At 47.6% G+C, this 20,269-nt stretch carries 4 protein-coding genes; all 4 read right to left on the bottom strand.

Annotated features, from left to right (window positions below):
• Window positions 1–60 precede the first annotated feature (60 nt).
• Window positions 61–4,956, bottom strand: coding sequence for a hypothetical protein (locus tag ACOMHB_RS18670; protein WP_448217745.1), 4,896 nt, complete (start codon window positions 4,954–4,956; stop codon window positions 61–63).
• Between the two features lie 180 nt (window positions 4,957–5,136).
• Window positions 5,137–5,517 (bottom strand): hypothetical protein, encoded by a 381-nt coding sequence (locus ACOMHB_RS18665; RefSeq protein WP_448217744.1) that lies wholly within the window; start codon window positions 5,515–5,517, stop codon window positions 5,137–5,139.
• Window positions 5,518–5,638: 121 nt separating this feature from the next.
• Entirely contained in the window at window positions 5,639–13,945 is an 8,307-nt protein-coding gene (locus ACOMHB_RS18660; protein WP_448217743.1) for a hypothetical protein, read from the bottom strand.
• A 486-nt stretch (window positions 13,946–14,431) separates the two neighbouring features.
• Window positions 14,432–20,185: a hypothetical protein gene (locus ACOMHB_RS18655; protein WP_448217742.1), complete on the bottom strand. Its 5,754-nt coding sequence runs from the start codon at window positions 20,183–20,185 to the stop codon at window positions 14,432–14,434.
• Between the last annotated feature and the right edge of the window lie 84 nt (window positions 20,186–20,269).

The raw sequence follows: 20,269 nt of genomic DNA, 5'->3' as shown, positions 1-20,269 counted from the left end.
AGAGCAGGGTACTTGTATTACCGTGAGAAGTGACTGCAGCACCAGGCGAGGAAGTAGCTTTTATTTAAGGCTGTCTGCTGAAGCTGCAGGTCGAAAACTCGATTGGGGGGCATACCTCTTTTCATGACCGTGAATTGTCTGATCACCACCCTTTTGCCATTTGTAAAAGGCTCCAAGAGTGTAGGAGTATGGAATGCTTTCTGCATGGGAAAACGACCATTTAGGTACATTTTCCTTAAAGTATTTCTCCCAGCCATTCGCAGACATCTTCATGGTGCGATCACGGCGTTCACGGAAATGCAGGTAATTTTCGTGCCGCGTCCAGCCATGCATCATGTCACTTGCTTTAATACGGTTTGCATAGGCTTCATCGTTTTCACTGAAGCGCTGAGGCGTAGCAATGGCCGTACGTTTGAAATATTCATCCTGGGTTTCACCCATGCCCAGCCAGCGATTAATCCTGTCAAGGCTTCGACCCAGAGGTCCACCCAGCCATTGAGTCAGCATCTTGTTGTCGTTCATAAAGAAGTCGAAAGTGAGACTCGATGCCAGGGCGAATCCGAGGGTTTGAGCGTAGGTAAAACCGGATAAAAGACCGTGGGCGTATGTTCCGAAGTTGGCTACCGGACCCAGCACCAGACCGGCTGTGGCAGAGGCCAGAGTTTTTACTTTTTGTGGTGTCACCCTGTGCAGCAGGGGTACCTGAACCCCTTGCCCGGAACCCATGGATTTGACTATTTCGGGTACCAGGCGGGACATGCCGCGATACATCTGCAGGTTGGCGTTGTGCTGTCGGGTAAACAGCATGGAGCCGGTTTTCAGCAAAATGACGGAGGAAGCGGCTTTACCCAATGGCATGGCCAACCCACCCAGTTCAGAGATTTGTTCAATTCCACTGTGGTAGGCATATTGACCGGTTCGGTCAAGATCAACACCATAGTGCCCCAGCCAATGCTGGAAAGGTATCAGCATCCTGTGCGTGTAATCACCTCTGTTGGTCAGATCCAGAAGATAGAGGAATGCCATGTTTGAGAGGGACATTTTGGCAGCTTGAAAGGTGCTAAGGACTAACAGCAGGGGTTTGTAGCTGGAGAAGTACCAGGTGACAGCCTGTACCAGACAGGCTGAAGGTTTGACCCAGTAATCATTGAGCTGCTGCTCAACCGCTGCGGCATGAGCCAGCATCACTGTGTCATGGATAGCCTTGATCAGTTCTGATTCAGAGAGTCCGGCAGCATTGGCGTAAGGTGTCAGGGTATCCTGAACGTTGGCCAGAAACGCAACTGTCCTGCGGCCATTGTCAAAGGCAATATCGTCTAGAGCATAATTGGCGATGACAGCAATTGCGTACTCTTTCATGCCGGCAACAGACTCTTTCATACCCGTCGGGCAAGTCACCGCCACAGCTGCTTTTTTATCTTTCAGGTCTAAATTCAGTCGAGATACTTTGTGCTCATGGAAGGTTTTAGTCTTTTCATCGATCTCTCCAGAATCAGGAATCTCCTTTTTTCTGAGATCCAGATTATTTTGTGCAATATTTTCTTCGACCACTGCCTTGGTCAGTTCCGTACTTTCTCTGTCGTGCTCAGCCAGAAGTTTTGCGACCGGAGTGTACTTTTTCCAGGTTAAAGTCAGCTCGCCCTCGACTTCATTGGTTTTGTCACGGCCATAAGCATCTAAATAGGCTTTAAGTGCAGTAGAGAAAGACGATAAATCGTTGCCATTTTCCACCCAGGTGTCCATAGCTTTTATGACAGCTTCGAGTTTTTCAAGCGCCTGACCGATTTCTACAGTGTCAAATTGCTCTTCAGGGGCAGGGGCATCGCCTGCAGGCAGACCCAATCTGGTCTGAATTTGTTTCCTTGCCTGATCGGGAGCCTTTTCGTCTTCATCCGTAACACTGCCTTTGGCGTTAGCAGGACGCAAAGGTAACACTTGTTCGCGACGAATAGCATCCAGATTATGATTAACACTGGCCAGCCCACTTTCAGCTTCATTGTTAGCATTTGTTCTGGTGCTCTGTTGCTGAAGTTGTTGCTTTTGTTCAGTGATCTGAGCTACCTGCTCATTAAGGTGTTGCTTGATGGCCTGACAACGGATTTCCGGGTCCTTTTCGTTATCCGGGATCAGACCGAGCTGACCTTCAATGTCAGCCAAATGATTCTCAGCTGCCTTTACTCGATCGGCCTGTTCTGCTTTTAGTCGCTCCAAGTGCTGTTGAAGAGACAGATAGCGGGCATCCAGATCGTTTTCATTATCTGGAGTAATATCGTGTTTTCTTTCAATGGCCGCCAGTTTTTCTTTCAAAGCTTCTTTCCGAGGCTGTCCTGTTGCAGCAACCGATGTTGAGGCCATTGATGCCGAGGCAGTCGATGTTGGCGCAATTGATGTTGGCGCAATTGATGTTGGTGCAATTGATGTTGGTGCAATTGATGTTGGTGCAATTGATGTTGGTGCAATTGATGTTGCGGCAACCGTTGTTGGGGTAATCAATGTTGTGATAACCGGTTGCTTGATTTCATGAATTTTCTGACTGATGAGTCTGGCTTGTTTTTCTGGTGGCTGGGTATCATCCCAGTTATCAATACCAAGTTCTGCTGCTATTTGAATGTTGTAATCTCGCCTGGCTGCTGCTGTTGCTTCAAGAACTTTTTTTTTCAGGATTGGAATTCGATCGACTTCCTCCTGAAGATTCTGAATCCAGTTATTCCGTTCTGCCAGCTCTTTTTCGATCTCAGCGTCCTGCTCCCAGATGTGTTGCTGAATGGTCTGGCAACGGACTTCCAGATCCCTGCCTTCAACCGGGATAAGGCCGAGCTGACCTTCAATGTAAGCCATATTATTCAGGATTATCCGATCGGTTAATTCTTCCGGGAGCACACCTTGCTGACAATCAATGTAAGCCAGATTATTCTGGATTATCCGATCAGTTAGCTCTCTCTTTCGTTGCAGGTGCTGTTTAATGGACTGAAGGATACCCAGATCCTCTTCATTAACCGAAGTCATATCTCGCTTGCGGCCAATGACCTCCGGTTTTGCTTTTTCAGCTTCTTCATCAGGCTGTCTTGTTACGGTAATCCGTTGCTTGATCTCATCAATTTTATCTATGATGAGTCTGGTTTGTTCTTCGGGTGGCCGGGTATCATCCCAGTCATCAATACCAAGCCCTGCTGCCATTTGAGCGTTGCGAACTTTTGTGGCTTCTGCTGCGGCATCATCGGCTTTTTTTTCCAGCTCCGGGATTCGTTTGGCATCCTCCCGAAGTTCATAAACCGTGTTTTTGATCACCTCGAACGTTTGACGAAGCTCTTTAAGCTCAGCCTCAAATTTCTCACTGAGTCGTTCTGGTTTCATTTTTTCCTCACCGTTGGCAGCGGCCATTGCCGTTGTGCCGTGGCCTAATGTTTTGGCTGTACCGGCGAGTTGCCCGGCGAGTTCGGCCTCTCCTGCCCGCAGCACTTCCGTCGTGCTTGCCATCTCGAGCATCTGTTGGTTAATGTCACCCATAACTTTGGGGGAAAAGGAGGAAAACTTTTTGCCTTCGCCATCAGCAAAGCGCTGCATCGCTGTGTTAATAGAGGATATAAATTTTTGAATATTGTGATTAAAATTATGGCTAATCAGAAGATTTTTAAGTACGGGTTTGAAGCTGAAGTTTTTTATGAGTTGAAACTGCATCCAGATTGGCGTGATGACCAATGAAGCGATTCTGATGTGTCCTGTTGTGAACTCAAACTCATCGGTTCCATCGGCAATAGCACTGTTTAATGCCTGTTGAAAAGACTCATAATAGGTAAGCTCTGACAGGTTATCTTCGTTAAGTTTGGCATCGTAGTTTTCAGCCAACTCTGCAGCCAACTCCTCCAGCAGTGCCATCTGCCTGCTTCTAATAATGTACTGGTAGCCTTTGATCTTGTCTTTTTTAACCTCTGCAGTGAGTTCTTTAACTGTATATTCTTCCCAGATGACAAGCTGGCTTTTCACAAAAGCAATATCGGTCGGGTTCTGTTTCTGACCACGAAAAACAATTATCTCCTCCGAGGCCTGATCCACTTCCAGCTTTGGATAACCCTCGGGCACAGGATAAGCCTGTGTGTCATCCTCGACGTGGACAACATAGCCAACAGGTCTATGGTACGACAGTAGTTTGTGGAGAACTCTCCGTTGTAGTTTTTCCCCCAGAACATGAACCTGGGCATAGGCAGAGTTGGCTGCTGCTAAAAGAGCTTCATCATTAACAAAGAGCGATTGCCCCAGGCGCTGCAATTCAGGGAGTTGATCGCCCGCAACCACTGGGCGCATAAAAGTGCGTCCGTTCACTTCAACTTTTTTTACTCTAATGGTGGCAAGGGCAACATAGTCATCCCTTGCACCAAGGTTTCCCGCTCTTAGATGGGCACCTTTCAGTGTTGCGGCCAGCTGTTCGGGGCCGGCGACTTTTGTTAACGGATCTATTGGTTGGATGTCACCTGACTGAGCTCGAACGGCCTCAATTGAGTTCTGATCGGTCATCCCTTTTCTGACTTCAATGACCAGTTTTTTTTCTGCAAGATTATGGGTGAACTTGAAGACTCCTTCATCACCTACCTTCAGGACTCTGGTATATTTCTGAGCAACGTCATTCTCGTCTGTTTCAAACAGATCTACACTGGCAACGCCACCCTCTATGCCAGAAAGTACGTCTGTGAAGCCTTCAGAAGGAACGTCATAGCCCGCTCTGACTTCAGTCTGATCAGGGTAGGTGGTTGTAAAGGATTTAGGTATGGGTTGCTGGTCATCACCTAAAGTTGGCTGAACTATGACCTCACTCTGGATAAACTCCACGTGTCCACTGCCCAGAATATCGACAGATTTTGTCTGCAGCCTGCGATCGGCCAACGCCTGTGTACCAAAGATGGAAGAACCGATTGCAACGGCCACAGCAAGGTGCAATGCATTGGGACGAGCATTTGTCATTCTGTTACCTCAGGACTGATTACTTTAATTACCATGAAAAGTGTTTGCCACATGTGGCAAGGAAGCGACTTTTAATCGCTCGTGGCTGTCGTTTTCCAGAAAGCGACAATGTGTTTCTACCCTCGTCGGGATAAATGGTGGTTTTTAGTTCTTTTAAAAATCTCCGAGTCAGAGCACGAGCTAATCTGCCTCATCGGGATCATAACCTTCCAACTCTCCCTGATCTTCCATTTCATCAAGATTCGGTTCATAGGGAGCCGGTTCCGGAGTACCGGAGTCATCATCATCAAGCATGAACTGTTCAGTGTCGGGTTGATCATCGTCGTCCTCTAGTCCGCTCAAGTCTGCATGGTTCACAGAGGCAAAGCCCAATGCCAATAGAATGGTCAGGAACGAGGCCCCCGAAATTGCAAAAGCCCGGAGCCTTTTGACAGAGAGCCAGTTTATTGACTCGGGTTTCCCGGGAGCGAAGGAAGCATAAGCCTTGCAATTAAATGTCTCTTTTTCTGAATTGACCCGGGGGGCATTCATTTGAGCTGTTTTTTCAGGAATGGAATACATTGTTTCGTACCTCTTCATAGGGGTGAATCGGTAGCCCAATCAGAGAGAGAAAGCAGTATGAATTTCTTTATACCGGCTTCTTCTGGATGGCTATGAAGTGAGCATCTGCTGGTTTCTGATATCAGAGTTCGTCGCGGGGATTTTTATCGTCTCCCCGATCTTCATCAAGATTGAACGCAAGACCAGCCATTGCTGGATTTACAGCTGCCGGGGATTTCTCAGGCGCTGCAGTGGGTGTCGCGGTTGTTATCGGCACAGGTTCAGAGCTTTCCCTGAATTCATCCAGTATAATGGGTGGAATAACTTCAGTCTTTGTCACCGGAGAAGTCTTCGTGGACTCGGAAAGAAGCGCTTCCACTGAAGTCATCACCGGTGTTTCACGGGGCACTGGCGTGGCACTGCCGGTGGTTGCTTGTTGCCTGGTTGATTCACCGGCCTTTTGCCATTCATAGAAGACACCTAAAGTGTAAGAGTAAGGAACACTTTCTGCATGGGAGAATGACCATTTAGGTACATTTTCCCTGAAGTATTTCTCCCAGCCATTCTCAAACATCTTCATGGTGCGATCCCGGCGTTCACGGAAATGCAGATAATTTTCATGACGCGTCCAGCCAGGCATGCTGTTGCTTGCCTTAACACGGTTTACATAATCCTCACCGGTTTCATTGAAGCGTTGTGGCGTGGCAACAGCCGTGCGTTTCACATATTCAGCGTCCGTTTCACCCACACCTCGCCAGCGATTAATCCTGTCAATACCTCGCCCCAGAGGACCACCCAGCCATTGAGTGAGCATCTTGTTGTCGTTCATGAAGAAGTCGAAAGCAAGGCTCGATGCCAGAGCGAACCCAAAGGTTTGAGCATAGGTAAATCCTGATAACAGACCCTGGGCGTATGCTCCGGCAGTGGAAATCGGCCCCAGCACGAGGCCGGCTGTGACAGAGGCCAGACTTTTCACTGCTTGTGGTGTCACCCGGTGCAGCAGCGGCACCTGAACGCCTTGTCCGGAACCCATGGATTTTACTATCTCAGGCATCAGGCGATAAATGCTGCGATACCTATGGGGGTTGGCGTTGTACTGTCTGGCAAAGAGCATGGAGCCGGTTCTGAGCAGAATGGCTGAGGAAGTGGCCTTGCCCAATGGCATTGCCAGCCCGCCTACTTCAGAGAATTTTTCAATTTCTCTGTGGTAGGCATATTGCCCGATTCGGTCAAGATCAACACCGTAGCGTTCCAACCAGTGCTGGAAAGGGGTGAGCATCCTGTGCGTGTAATCACCTCTGTTGGTCAGATCCATAAGATAGAGGAACGAAATACTTGAGAGGGCCAGGTCGGCTGCATGCCAGGCAGTGTAGGTCATCAGTAGAGGTTTGTAGCTGGTGTAGTACCAGGTGACAGCCTGAACCAGATAGGCTGAAGGTTTGAGCCAGTATTCATTTAGCTGCTGTTCAACCGCTGCAGCATGTGCCAGCACCAATGTGCTATTGATAATCTTGATCAGCTCTGATTCAGCCAGGCCAGCTGCATTGGCATAAGGTGTCAGGGTATCCTGAACATTGGCCAGGAATGCGGTTGTTTTGCGGCCGTTTTCAAAGGCAATATCGTCAAGAACATAGTTGGCGATAACTGCAGCGGCGTACTCTTTCATGCCGACAACAGACTCTGTCATACCTGTCGGGCCAGCGGCAGTCACAGCCACATTAGCAAAGGCACTCTGCATGAATTCCTCAGCAACCTCATTGTCCAGCCTTTGGACAACAGCTCTGAAGCGGGGCACATTGACTTTGTGCCTGTAGCCAAGAGCGTGTTCAAATTCATCTGCTGGCAGATAGCCATCGATACCTCTGACGGCTTTCATGTAGTTCTCAAGTTCAACTTTGTTGATCAGACCATCACGCAGCAAAGCTATGATCTTGCCACCACTGGCAGAGTGGGCAGCGAAGTATTCCGAGAAGTCTTTCAAGTCCCTTTGCTGGTGTTCGATGCAGTGAATAACCGCTGAGCCTATGCTACGAATTTCGTCGCCGAATTCTTTTGCTCCAATGTTTCTCTCAATCCATGCCCTGGTCGTGAGTGTTTGGATTTCCCTGAGAACATTTCGAGATCGATCTTCTGAAAGCAGGGGGAGCGGGAAAGCTGTTTTCAGGCTTCTGAACATTTCCACAATCTGACCGGCCTGTTGAATCCTCAGTTTGTTTCCGACTTTTGCCCGCAAGCGAATCGGTGCAAATTCATCGTCAAAATCGAAACCTATAAAGTTGGGGGGGGTCTTACCGCTATAGGCTGCTGCTTCCTGCAGGCCAATGACGGCCTGAATAGCTTGTTTTTTGAGAGGGTGTTCCTTCGAGAATTTGTGGATAGCGTCCAGAGCCTTTACCTGTCTCGGCGTGTACTGGAAGGGACCGTCCTCTTCTTCGACGGCTTTCTCTGCAGTCTTCAGGATTTCCTTCCTTCTCTCAATTTTTGCCTTCCCGGCTTTAATCTCGCCTTTGAGACGGGCCTGTTCCTGAATCAGTTGCCGGATCCTGCCGCCGGTGCCGTCGTGCCCGCCAAGTTGTACCTGTTTGTGTCTCAGGGCATTAACCCGGTGTTCACTGGTGTCAGTGGCGTCTGGTTTAAGTCCCACCGTTTTTTCCAAGGGGGCAAGAGACGTTTTATGAAAATCCGTCAGGTCCTCTTCTGCTTTTGATACCTCTTTACTTTTCAGTTTCAGGGCCAAATTCAGCCGCGCTATTTCGTTCTTATGTATGGTTTCAGCCATGTCATCAGTGTTTCTACAACGCTTGATCTCCTCTTTTTTAAGGTCCAGCTTCTGTTGTGCATTCCTCTTTTCAAACCACGCATTGGTCACCTCTAAGTTTTTCCTGTCGTGATCAACCAGAAATTGCCTGACCAGAGAGTTCTTTATCCGGGTTGAAGCCAGTTCACCCAATGATCCACCGAATTTACCGGTCCCGTACAAACCAGGAATTTTTTTGTGCAGATCGACAATAAACTCTTCATGTTCTTCCGTAAAACTGAGGACATTTCCTTTTATCTCAATGTTCCTGTTTGTTTTGGCTCTCAGTTCCTTAACGATGTTATCCCGTTGTTCCTGACTGCATCCCCGCAGGTAATGTTTGACGTTCTCCATTCGTTCTTGAGGGGGCTGTGAGTCACCCGAATCCAGACCCAGATGGGTATGGAATTCTTTCATTGCCCGGTTGATAACCGTTTTTTCTTCATCCGAAAGGTGTTGCTGGCTGGCAAGGCTCCACGCAAATACCAGGTGTTTGTCACCAATCTTATGTAGCTTGCGATGAGCTGAGTCCAGGTCATTCTCGGCCAACTTTATTGCCCATCTGGCCCTGGCAACATCACGATCAAGAACGTATCGGGGTTTAGGTCCCAGACGAGCCATTTGCTTGTCAAGCTCATTTTCAATAGTTGCGATACGCTCATTAACGCCAGGCTGACCCGCCTTGAAAACTTCTTCATCCAGCTGATCAAGTTTTGCGCCAATTAGACTCTTTTGTTCGTTTATACTGGCGTGATATCCATAGTTCTCAATGTTAAGTCGATCAGCAATTTGATTGTTACTGATTCTTTTGCCGCCTTCATCGTGATAGATTTTGTTTACTTCTTCTCTTAATGCCTGAATTTTGTCTTTTAGAGCATCCTTCTGGTCAGACAGGTTGTCATCCTGTTCAAACTCTAACTGCAGATCACCGGCCAGTTTAGCCGTGAAAGCTTTGCCTCTTTCTATAGCAGCAGGGTTTTTATGAGGGTTGATCGCCATCTGGTCTTCTATAGCCAAAAGGTATTCTGCCTGCTTTTCTATGGCTCGCTGATCAGACTCTTCGATTGCAAAGGCAAGACGCTCACGAATTGTGAAGAGTTTGAGATTCGTCTCTGGCAGATCCCCCTTCAGTGCCTCCAGGTCATGTATGTCCAGCTCACACCAGAGGACCTCGATCATTTCAACCAGCTTGTAATTTGATATATCACCGCCATCAAGCCTTGTACGAACCCTTTCCAGTCTTGCTGCTTTGTCATCACCTTCATTGCTTTGGAGGTCTAATATTTTTTCCAGGAAATACAGTGATATCAGGGCATTTTCCTCTGACCGCTTTTTGGCTTCCGTGATGAACATCCGTATACCTTCAGAAACAGCCAGACGATGGAAGTAGACATCGTCCTCTTTACGGTAAATCACCTCCTGCTCCAGGACTCTTTCCACGGCGCGAAGTGTCCCAAATACTTCAGGCATGGCTCTGGGGTGGCCTGGTGTTCTGATGTCTTCCAGCTCTGTTTGCAGTTCTTTTTCCAACTCTGAAAGCCTTAAGAGCCGGTCTTGTAATGTTGACTGCGGTTTGGCACGATTTTCCAGTGCGGTGTCTTTATTCAGGATTGCCTGATCGGTTAGTTTCAGCATATTCTGCAGGTGCGGTTGAAGGAGCCGATAGCGGGCATCCGGATCGTTTTCATCCTCTGGAGTCATAGTTTGCTTTCTTTCAATGGCCGCTGGTTTTTCCTTTAAAGTTTCTTCCCGAGAATGTAGTGCCGCGGCTCCTGTTGCGATAACCGGTGTTGTGGCAAGAGGCGTTGCGCTAACCGGTGTTGGGGCAATTGATGCTGTTGCAAGAGGCGTTGCGCTAAGCGGTGTAGTGGCAATGGATGTTGCGGTAACCGGTTGCTTGATTTCTTGAATTTTCTCTCTGATGAGCCTGAATTGTTCTTCGATTGGCTGGGTATCATCCCAGCCATCGATACCAAGCACTGCTGCCAGTTGAGCGTTGTATTTTTGAGTTTTTATTGGAACTGTTGCACGAGCTTCTTTTTTCAGAATTGGAATTCGATCGACTTGCTTCTTAATAAGCTGTAACCATGTTTTGCGTCCATCGTACTCATCTAGAAAGTTCATAAATTGTTGTTCGATCTCAAGTGACTGCTCCTGAATGCGCTGCTGAAGACCCCGGTGACGGGTTTCAAGGTCATCTTCATTGTCCGGAACCAGGCCGAGCTTGCCTTCACAAAAAGAGAGGTTTTCCCGTATTTCCTGATCGGTTAGTCCTTCCTTTTGTGGCAGTAGCTCTCGCTGTTGAACGAACTCAAGGGTATCCAGATCGTCTCCATTGATCGTAGTCATACTGCGTTTGCCGCCAATAGCGGCCGGTTTTGCTGTTGCAGCTGCTTCATCAGGCTGTCCTGTTGCCGCAACCGATGGTTTCATTTCAGCAATTTTTTTTCTAATAAGTCTGGCTTGTTCTTCGGGTGGCTGAGAATCATCCCAGTTATCAATGGCAAGCTCCGCTGCCAGTTGAGCGTTACGAGCTTTTGTGGCATCTGCTCTGGCATCACGAACTTGTTGTTCCAGCTCTTGAATTCGATTGGCTTCCTGCTCAAGTTGATTCTGAACAGGCTGTCGAGCGATCTCGGCTGCCTGCTGCTTAAGGTGCTGGTGAATGGCCTGATGTCGGGCTTCAAGATCATTTTTGTTTTCCGGAACCAGACCAAGATAATTCTCAAAGATAGTCAGCTTTTCCCGTACTTCCCGTTTGGGTAGTATTATTTCATTTTGTTGTAGCTGTTGTTGAATGAACAGAAGGGTGTTCGGATTGTATTGATTGACCGAAGCAATACGGCACCGACCACCAATGGCGGCTGGTTCTGCTGACAGAGCTTCTTCATCAGACTGCCCTGTTGCGGCCATCGACGTGTATATTTCACTTAATTTTTTTACTATGAGTCCGAATTGTTTACCGAGTGGCAGGTTATCATCCCAGTCATCAATACCAAGCTTTGATGCTGAAAGAGCGTAGCGAGCTTTTTTGCCATCTCTACTGAGAGTATGAACTTGCTTTTGCAGCAATGGAACCAGATCGGCTTTCTTCTGAAGTTTCTCTGTCCACTCTTTCTGTTTATTTGGCTCAAAGTGTCCAGGAATGCTCTGGTGACGGGTTTCCAGCTGGTCTTCATTGGCCAAAATAAGACGACGTTTGTTTCCAATGCCCGCCGGTTGTGCTTTGACCGTTTCTTCATCAGTCTGTTCTGTTGCGGCATCCGGTGGTTTGATTTCCTGAATTTTTTTTCTGATGAGTCTGGCTTGTTCTTCGGGTGGCAGGGTATCGTCCCAGTTATCAATACCAAGTTCTGCTGCCGTTTGAGCATTGCGATCTTTTGTGGCGTCTGCTCTGGCATCATGTACTTGTTCTTCCAGTGGCTGGCTATCGTCCCAGTTATCAATACCAGGCTTTGCTGCCACTTTAGTATTGTGTTCTTCTAAAATGGCTCTGGCAATACCAACATTTTTTTCCAGCTGCTGAATTTGTTTGGCTTCCTGCTGAAGTTTCTGTAACCAGTTTTTCAGTTCTTCCTGCTCTTGTTGATTCTGACCATGTTGTTTTACGGCCTCAAGTCTCTGCTCCTGAAGGTGCTGTAGAATGGCCTGGTAGCGGGCTTGAAGGTCATCTTCATTGTTCGTAACCAGACCGAGTTGAACTTCAAAGATTGCCAGATTTTTTCGGAATTCCTCACTGTTTTTTTTCAGCTGCTGTTGAACGAATTGCAGGGCACTCAGATTGTCCTCATCCACTGAAGCTATATTGGGCTCGCCACCAATGGCCCCCGGTTCTGCTTTTAAAGCTTCTTCGTAAGACTTTGCTGTTGCAGCGAACGGTCTGTAGATTGCGCGAATTTTTTCTTTAATGAGTCGTTCTTCTATTGGCAGGGCACCTGCTCTGGCATCACGAACTTGTTGCTCCAGACTGAGAATTCCTTTGATCTCCTGCTGAATTTCTCCTGGCGGGTTTTGCAGTTCATCCCTCAATTTACGATTTTCTGCAAGCGCATCCTCAACTTGTCGCTTGAGTTGAAGTGCTCTGAGTTGTTTCTCTACACTGGTAGTGGCCTTCAATGTGAGCTTTAACTGGTCTCTAAGCTGGGTGAGTCTCCTTGCTTCTGTTTGCAGCTCTTCCTGCATGCTTTCTATCTTAACCAGCTGTTTGGAAATGCTGCTGGCAAACTTTCCCTCGACCCCGGGAGCACCGTTGTGGGCCTGGTTGATAGCGGTTACCACTTTCTGAATATCCTGAATAAAGAGCTGATTAGCCAGAAGATCTTTAACTATGGGTTTAAAGCCGAAGTGTTTTTCGAGTTGATTCTGCACCCAGGTTGTCGTCACCCCTGACGAAGCCTGTCTGATGTCTTCTATCGTTAATTCAAAGTCATCGGCTTGATCCGGGCTGGCATTGGTCAACGCCTGCTGGAGAGATTCATAGTATGTAAGCGTAATCAGTTCAGCTCTGCCAACTACAGTATCGTACTGTTCAGCCAACTCCTCCAGCAGTTCCATTTGCCTGTTTCGGATGACGTACTGGTAGCTTTTGACCTTATCTTTTTTTACCTTTGCTGTTACTGGAGTGGGGTTGTTAGCGTCATCTTCTCGCCAGAGGTTGTAGAGGCTTTCCACAAAAGCGATGTCGGCCGGATTTTGTTTCTGAGATCGGAAAACAATAACGCCCCCCCGGACCTCTTCCACTTCCAGCTTTGGATAACCGGCTGGCAAACGATAAGACTGTGATTCGTCCTCAAAATGGAGAACGTAGCCGACGGGTTGATGGTATGACAACAGATCATTCAGGGCTTCCTTTTGTAAGTCTTCCCCCAGAACATGAACCTGGGTATAGGCAGAGGTGGCTGCTGCAAAAAGCGCCTCATCATTAACAAAGAGCGATAGACCCAGGCGCTGAAGCTTAGTAGGCTGATCGCCTGCTGCGATAAGTCGCATGAAGGTGCGCCCTTCTACGTCCACTTCGTCTACTTCAATGGTGGCAAGGGCAACGAAGTTATCAACTTCGCCAAGGTTTCCCGATCTTTCATTGGCGCCTTTCAGTATTGCGGTTAACTGTTCTGGGCCTGCAACTTTCGTTAATGGTTCTAATGGTTGGGTGTCGCCTAATTGGCCTAATTGAGTTCGAACAGCTGCAATTGAATTCTGATCAGTCATTCCTTCTCTGACTTCAATGAGCAGCTCCTTTTCTGCAAGATTATGGGTGAATCTGAAGACTCCTTCATTGCCAACCTTGAGGACTTTTGTGTATTTTTGGGCAATGTCATTCTCGTCTGTTTCAAACAGATCAATATTGGAAACGCCACCCTCGATGCCGGAAAGAACCTCTGTGAAGCCTTCAGAAGGAACGTCGAAGCCTCCTCTGACCTGAGCCTGATCAGGGTAGGTGGTAGTAAAGGAATTGGGGATTGGCTGCAGGTCATCATCTAACGTTGGCTGAACTATAACCTCGCTACGCGTGAATTCCGCATGTCCATTGTCTGGAATATCGATCGATTTCGTCTGTAGCTTGCGTTCGGCGAGTGCCTGTGTACCAAAGATGGAAGAACCGATCGCAACGGCCACTGCAAGGCTTAATGCATTGGGGCGAGTATTTGTCATTCTACTACCTCAGAGTTGAATGCTTTGATTACCGTGAAAATTGACTGCCAAACCGGGCGAGGGGGGCAACTTTCAATCGCTCATGGCAGTTTCGGTAAGCTGTTGAGAGAATTTAGTTCACGGTGGCTAATCCGGTTAGCTGCTGAGCAAATTTAGTTCACAGTGATAAAGGGCAGTGGCAGTATAATTGAGTGATTTTTCAGGGAAGGAATGCATTATACCAATCGTATTTTCTAACTCCCGCAATGAGCATGGAGATTTGAGCCTTAAGACAAGGCGGCGTGAGGAGTCATAGCCTTAGCTATGGCGACGATCGCCAACGCAGGATTAAGGCTCAAATCTTCAGCGCAATAGGGAGTTAGAAAGTTCGATTGGTATTAATACCTTTTAGCAGAACTTAATCGACAGACGGGTGTCAAAGAAACCAGTACGTATCGCTTTATACTGGTTTCTTTTGGATCGCTATGAAGGGTTCAGCTGAAGGTTTCACGGCTGCAGTTTTTTTCCAGACGCTGCACTACTTTCGGGAGTTGATGTGGCTTGAAGAGCATTTCTCTTATCATAAAAAGTAGCTGTCTTGCTATCGTCCTGTTGCAATGCATAGAAGGCACCCAGAGTGTAAGAGTAAGGAATGCTTTCTGCGTGGGAGAATGACCATCTAGGCACATTTTCCCTGAAGTATTTCTCCCAGCCATTCTCGAATAGCTTCATGGTGCGATCCCGACGCTCACGGAACTGAAGGTAATTTTCGTGTCGTGTCCAGCCATACAGGGTGCCGTTGGCTTTAACACGGTTTGTATAGTCTTTATCGGTTTCACTGACGCGTTGAGGTGAAGCAACAGTCGTACGTTTCACATAGTTATCTTGCGTTTCACCCACGCCCAGCCAGCGATTAATTTTGTCAAGACTACGGCCCAGAGGTCCACCCAGCCATTGAGTGAGCATCCTGTTGTCGTTCATAAAGAAGTCGTAAGTGAGGCTGGACGCCAGCGCGAATCCGAATGTTTGGGCGTAGGTAAACCCGGATAAAAGACCGTGGGCGTATGTTCCGAAGGTGGCTACCGGGCCCAGCAGCAGACCGGTTGTGGTAGAGGCCAGGGTTTTCACTTTTTGTGGTGTCACCCTGTGCAGCAGCGGTATCTGAACTCCCTGTCCGGAGCCCATGGATTGCACTATTTCCGGCACCAGACGGGAAATGCTCCGATACATCTGCGGGTTGGCGTTGTACTGTCGGGCAAACAGCATAGAGCCGGTTTTCAGCAGAATGACCGAGGAAGCGGCTTTACCCCATGGCATGGCCAGCCCGCCCAATTCGGAGATTTGTTCAATGCCACGGTGATAAGCATATTGCCCGGTTCGATCAGGATCAACACCATAAGATTCCAGCCAGTGCTGGAAAGGTATCAGCATCCGGTGCAGGTAATCTCCTCTGCTGGTCAGATCCAGAAGATAGAGGAACGACAGGTTCGAGAGGGATAGCTCAGCAGCCTGCCAGGTGGTGTGGGTAGCCAGCAGGGGTTTGTAGCTGGAGAAGTACCAGGTGACAGCCTGTACCAGAAAGGCTGAAGGCTTGACCCAGTAATTCAGTAGCTGTCGTTCAACCGCTGCGGCATGAGCCTGCATTAATGTGCCATGAACAGTTTCGATCAGGTCTGATTCAGATATTCCGGCAGCACGGGCATAAGGTGCCAGGGTATCCTGAACATTGGCCAGGAATGCTGCTGTCCTGCGACCATTGTCAAAGGCAATATCATCAAGAACGTAGTTGGCGATGACCGCAGCTGCGTACTCTTTCATGCCAGTAACAGACTCTTTCATACCCGTCGGGCCAGTGGCTGTGACAGCTACTGGATCAAAGGCACTTTGCATGAATTCCTCAACAGCCTTGTCGGACAGCATCCGTGCAACCTTCTTGAAGTTGGGTATATGGACGTCGTGTTTGTAGCCGAGGAAGTGTTCAAATTCATCCACAGTCTGATAACCATCGACACCTCTGATGGCCTTCATGTAGTTTCCAAGCTCGATCTTGCTGATCAGTCCTTCCCGCAGCAAAGCAATGATCCTGCCACCACTGACAGAGTGGGCAGCGAAGTATTCCGAAAAGTCTTTCAGGTCCCCTGGTTTATGCTCGACGAAGTGAGTGGCTCTTTTGCCCATGCCGCGTATTCCATCGTCGTATTGTTGAGCCCCGGTTTTTATCTCATTCCTGGCCCTTAGCGCCAGATTCTGGACTTCCTCAATGACATTCTGAGATTGATCTTCTGAATGCCCGAAAGGCAAGCTCGTCTTCAGGCTCTTGAAGACCTCCACCATCCGACTGGCCTGATCAAAGGGCAGATCGTCTCCGACCATTGCCTGCAGGCGAATCGGTGCAAATTCATCGTTAAAATCAAACGTCGCAAGGCCGGGTATTGTTTTACCGTTTTTGACGGCTGATTCTGCCAGGTCCAGTGCAGCATCCAGAGCCTGTTGCCTGAGAGGGTGCTGCTCTGTGAAGGTGTCCATATCGGTCAGAACTTTTGCCTGTCTAGGTGTGAACTGGAAGGGACCGCCGTCATTTTCGACGGCTTCCTCTGCGGCCCTCAGGACTTCCTTCATTCTCTCAATGTTTGCTTTCCTGACTTCAATCTCTCTTTCCAGACGGGCCTGCTCCTGACTCAGTTGCTGAATCTTGCCGCCAGAACCATCATCACCGCCCAGTTTTACCAGCCTGTTTCTCAGGGCATTAACCCGGTGTTCATTGGTGTCAGTGGCGTCTGGTTCAAGACCCATGGTTTTTTCCATGGGGTCAAGAAACGTTTTATGAAAATCGATCAGGTCCTCTTCTGCTTTTGATACCGCTTCACTTCTCTGCTCCAGGGCTGTGTTCAGGCGGGTTATTTCGTTCTTCTGTTCGGTTTCGGCCTTTTCACCGGTGTTTCCAAAACGCTTGATCTCCTCTTTTTTAAGATCAAGACTCTCTTGTGCGTTCCTCTCTTCAAGCCGTGCATTGGTCAACTCCCTATTTTTCTTGTCGTGAATACGCAGTAGTTGCCTGACCCGAAAGTACTTTTTCCTGACTGAAGGCAGTTCACCCAATAGTTCATCGAATTCATGGGTTTTGTCTTGATCGTGATTATCTCTTCTGCTCCGAATGACAATAAAGTAATCAGCCTCTTCCGGTAAAATTTCGTCATTTTCTTTTATCTGGATGTTGGTATTTGTTTTGCCTACCCGTTGCTCAACGATTAAATCCTGCTTCTCTTTGCTGTGTCCCGACAGGAAATCTTTGACATCCTCCATTATCTCTTGAGGGTGTTGTTCGTTACCTGCATCCAGCGCCAAGTCGGTCTGAGATTCTTTCATTACCTGATTGATAGCTGTGTCGTATTTATCCGAGATATGTCGGAGGTCAGCACGACTCCCGGCAAACAACACGTTTTTGCCACTAAGCCTATTCAGTTTTCGATGAACATCTGTTAGCTCTGTTTCAGCTTTTTGTATTGCTTGTCTGGCTCTGGCTAGCTCACGATCAAGAACGTATCGGGGTTTGGGTCCCAGGCAGGCCAATTGCCTGTCAAGCTCTGTATCAATGGCTGTGATATGCTCATTAATGCTGACAATACCTGCTTTGGAAACTTCTTCATTCAGCTGTTGGAGTGTTCTTTTAATTAGAAAGTTCTGGTCGTCAATGCTGGCATCATCTTTATAGGCCGCAATGTTGAGTTGAGAAGCCATTTCATTGTTTCTGCGTCTTCTGACATCTTCATCGCCATTGGCTTCGTTTACTTCTGTTATTAATGCCTGAATTTTGTCTCCAACAACATGCTTGCTGTTGTACAGGTAGTCATCGTTTTCAATAGTTAATCCCAGCTCATTGGCCAGCTTAGCAACGAAAGCTTTGCCTCTTTCTATAGCTCCATGGTTTATTTCGGAGGAGATAAGCAGAACGTGCTCTATCATTTCAAGCAGGTCTTTCTGATGATTAAAGACTCGAGCATCTGTGTTTTCGACATGGTAGGTAAGATGCCCTTGAATCTTCCTGAGTTTTGATGCCTTTTTTACGCTCGCAGGTATCATCTTTTCTTTTGAGAGGGCATCTTCTATCGTATTCAGCATGTCTTCTGAGACATCATTGCTGACAAGTTTTGTACGAACCCTTTCAAGCCTTGCTGTTTTGTAATCGTCTTTGTTAACTTGGATTTTGAATATTTCTTCTACTGTTTGCAGTATTTTTAGAGCATCTTCCTCTGCCTGCTGTCTGATTTTTATGATGTATGTCTGAATTTCTTCAGAAATGGCTTGACGACGGTGATACACGTCATCAATGCTATCGGGCTCATCCATGTACAGGGTTCTTTCCACGGCGGTCAGTCTCCCAAGTACTCCATCTTTATTGCTATCAAAATTCATGGTGTTTAAATGACTGGCAATGGTTGCATAGTAGGCTTTGACTTCTGCTTCTCTTTCAGCGTTAAGTGCTTTTGTGACATCTGCTCTGATAGTACGAACTTGTGTTTCCAGCTCCGGGATTCGTTGAGCATCCAGCAGAAGTTTCAGTTCCATATTTTCCAGATATTCCAGTTCGACATGAATCTTTACAAGCTCATCCTTAACTTCCCAATAGCGTTGTTGCAGCTCACCCAGCTTTTCCTTGCGACTGGGACTGGCTACTCCGATTCTGGACTTTAAGTAGTCATGAAGTCTGAAGAGATCACTTTCTTTTGCGTACAGCTTGTCCAGTTTTTTAAGCAGCTGTCTGTTCATGTCTCCTATGACTCTGGCTGCAAACTTTTTGTCCTTCTCATGATGACCGGTTTGCGCCTGGCTGTCATGGTTGTTAATGGGTATAACATTCTGAATATTCTGGACAAAATGCGGGTTAATCAGAAGATTTCTGAATACGGGTTTGAAGTTGAAATGTTCTATGAGTTGAGAATGCAGCCATTGTGGCGTGATGACCGACGAAGCAACCCTGATGTGTTCCAGGGTGAATTCAAATTCAGGGACCTGAATTGAACGAGCTGGAGCATTACTGGCCAACGCCTGCTGGAGATATTCATAGTGAGCAAGTGCATCTATTGCCAGTTTATCTTCGTTTGTGAGCGTCGTCGGTTCATCTTCGTGAACCAGTGCATCGTGCCGCGCAACATACTCCTCAAGTATTGCCATCTGCCTGCTTCGAATGACGTGCTGGTAGTTTATGACCTCATGTTTTTCAACCTTTGCTAACACTGTTGGGACGGGGTTATTACCCTCAGCTTCTTTCATAAGGTGATAGAGGCTTTCTACAAAAGCGATATCACTCGGACTCAGCCTCTGGCCATGGAAAACAATCTCATTGTCCGCAGCTTCTGCTACTTCAAGTTTTGGATAACCCGCAGGCACAGGATAAAACTTTGTGTCATCGTCGACGTGTACAACGTAACCGACGGGTTTGCTGTGGGCCATGAGTTCATTAAGAGCCTGCTGTTGTAAGTCCTCTCCCAGGACATGAACCTGGATATAGGCAGAGGTGGCTGCTGCCAGAAGAGCCTCCTCATTGATAAAGAGTGATTGACCCAGACGCTGCAGTTCAGGGGGCTGATCCCCCGAAGCGATAAGACGCATGAAAGTACGTCCATTCACTTCAACTTTTTCTACTTCAATGGTGGCAAGGGCAATATAGTGATCATTGGCGCCCAGATTTCCTTTTCTGTCGTAGACAGCTGCCAGTAATTCAGCCAGTTGCGGGGGGGCGGCGATTTTCGTAAACGGTTCTAATGGTTTCTCGTCATGAAATGCACGAACAGCATTAATTGAATCCTCATCGGTCATTCCGGCTCTGACTTCAATGACCAGTTTCGTTTCTTCAAGGTTATGGGTGAACCTGAAGACTTCCTCATCATCTAACTTCAGGACTTTGGTGTATTTTTGAGCAACGCCATTGTCGCCTGTTTGAAACAGATCAACACTGGAAACTTTGCCTTCAAGATCAGAAATTATTTGTGTAAAGCTTGCTTTAGGAAGGTGATAGCAGTCTTCTCTGAAGATAGTATGAGGGTAGGTGGTTGTAAAGGAGTTGGGTATTGGCTGCTGGTCAAGACCTAAAGTTGGTCGAACCACGACGTCACTGTGGGTAAACTCCTTATGTCCACTGGCCTGAATATGGATAGATTTGGTCTGCAGCCATCGATCAGCCAGTGCCTGTGTGCCAGTGAAGGACGAGCCGATCACAGCGATTACAGCAAGGCTTAAAGCATTGGGGCAAGCATTTGTCATTCTACTTCCTCGGAGATGAGTACACCGATTAGTTTGAAAATAGTTTTTTTCTCTCCTGGAATAGTGCCTTGGTCAACAAGGGCT

The organism is Endozoicomonas sp. 2B-B, from assembly GCF_053470045.1.
Note: the sequence above shows the minus strand (reverse complement) of the source record. Positions and strands in the feature narration are given on the sequence as shown.

Excerpts from the sequence above, each read along its gene's own strand:
- ACOMHB_RS18665 (WP_448217744.1), bottom strand. The coding sequence starts at position 5,517 with ATGTATTCCATTCCTGAAAAAACAGCTCAAATGAATGCCCCCCGGGTC.
- ACOMHB_RS18655 (WP_448217742.1), bottom strand. The coding sequence starts at position 20,185 with ATGACAAATGCTTGCCCCAATGCTTTAAGCCTTGCTGTAATCGCTGTG.
- ACOMHB_RS18660 (WP_448217743.1), bottom strand. The coding sequence starts at position 13,945 with ATGACAAATACTCGCCCCAATGCATTAAGCCTTGCAGTGGCCGTTGCG.
- ACOMHB_RS18670 (WP_448217745.1), bottom strand. The coding sequence starts at position 4,956 with ATGACAAATGCTCGTCCCAATGCATTGCACCTTGCTGTGGCCGTTGCA.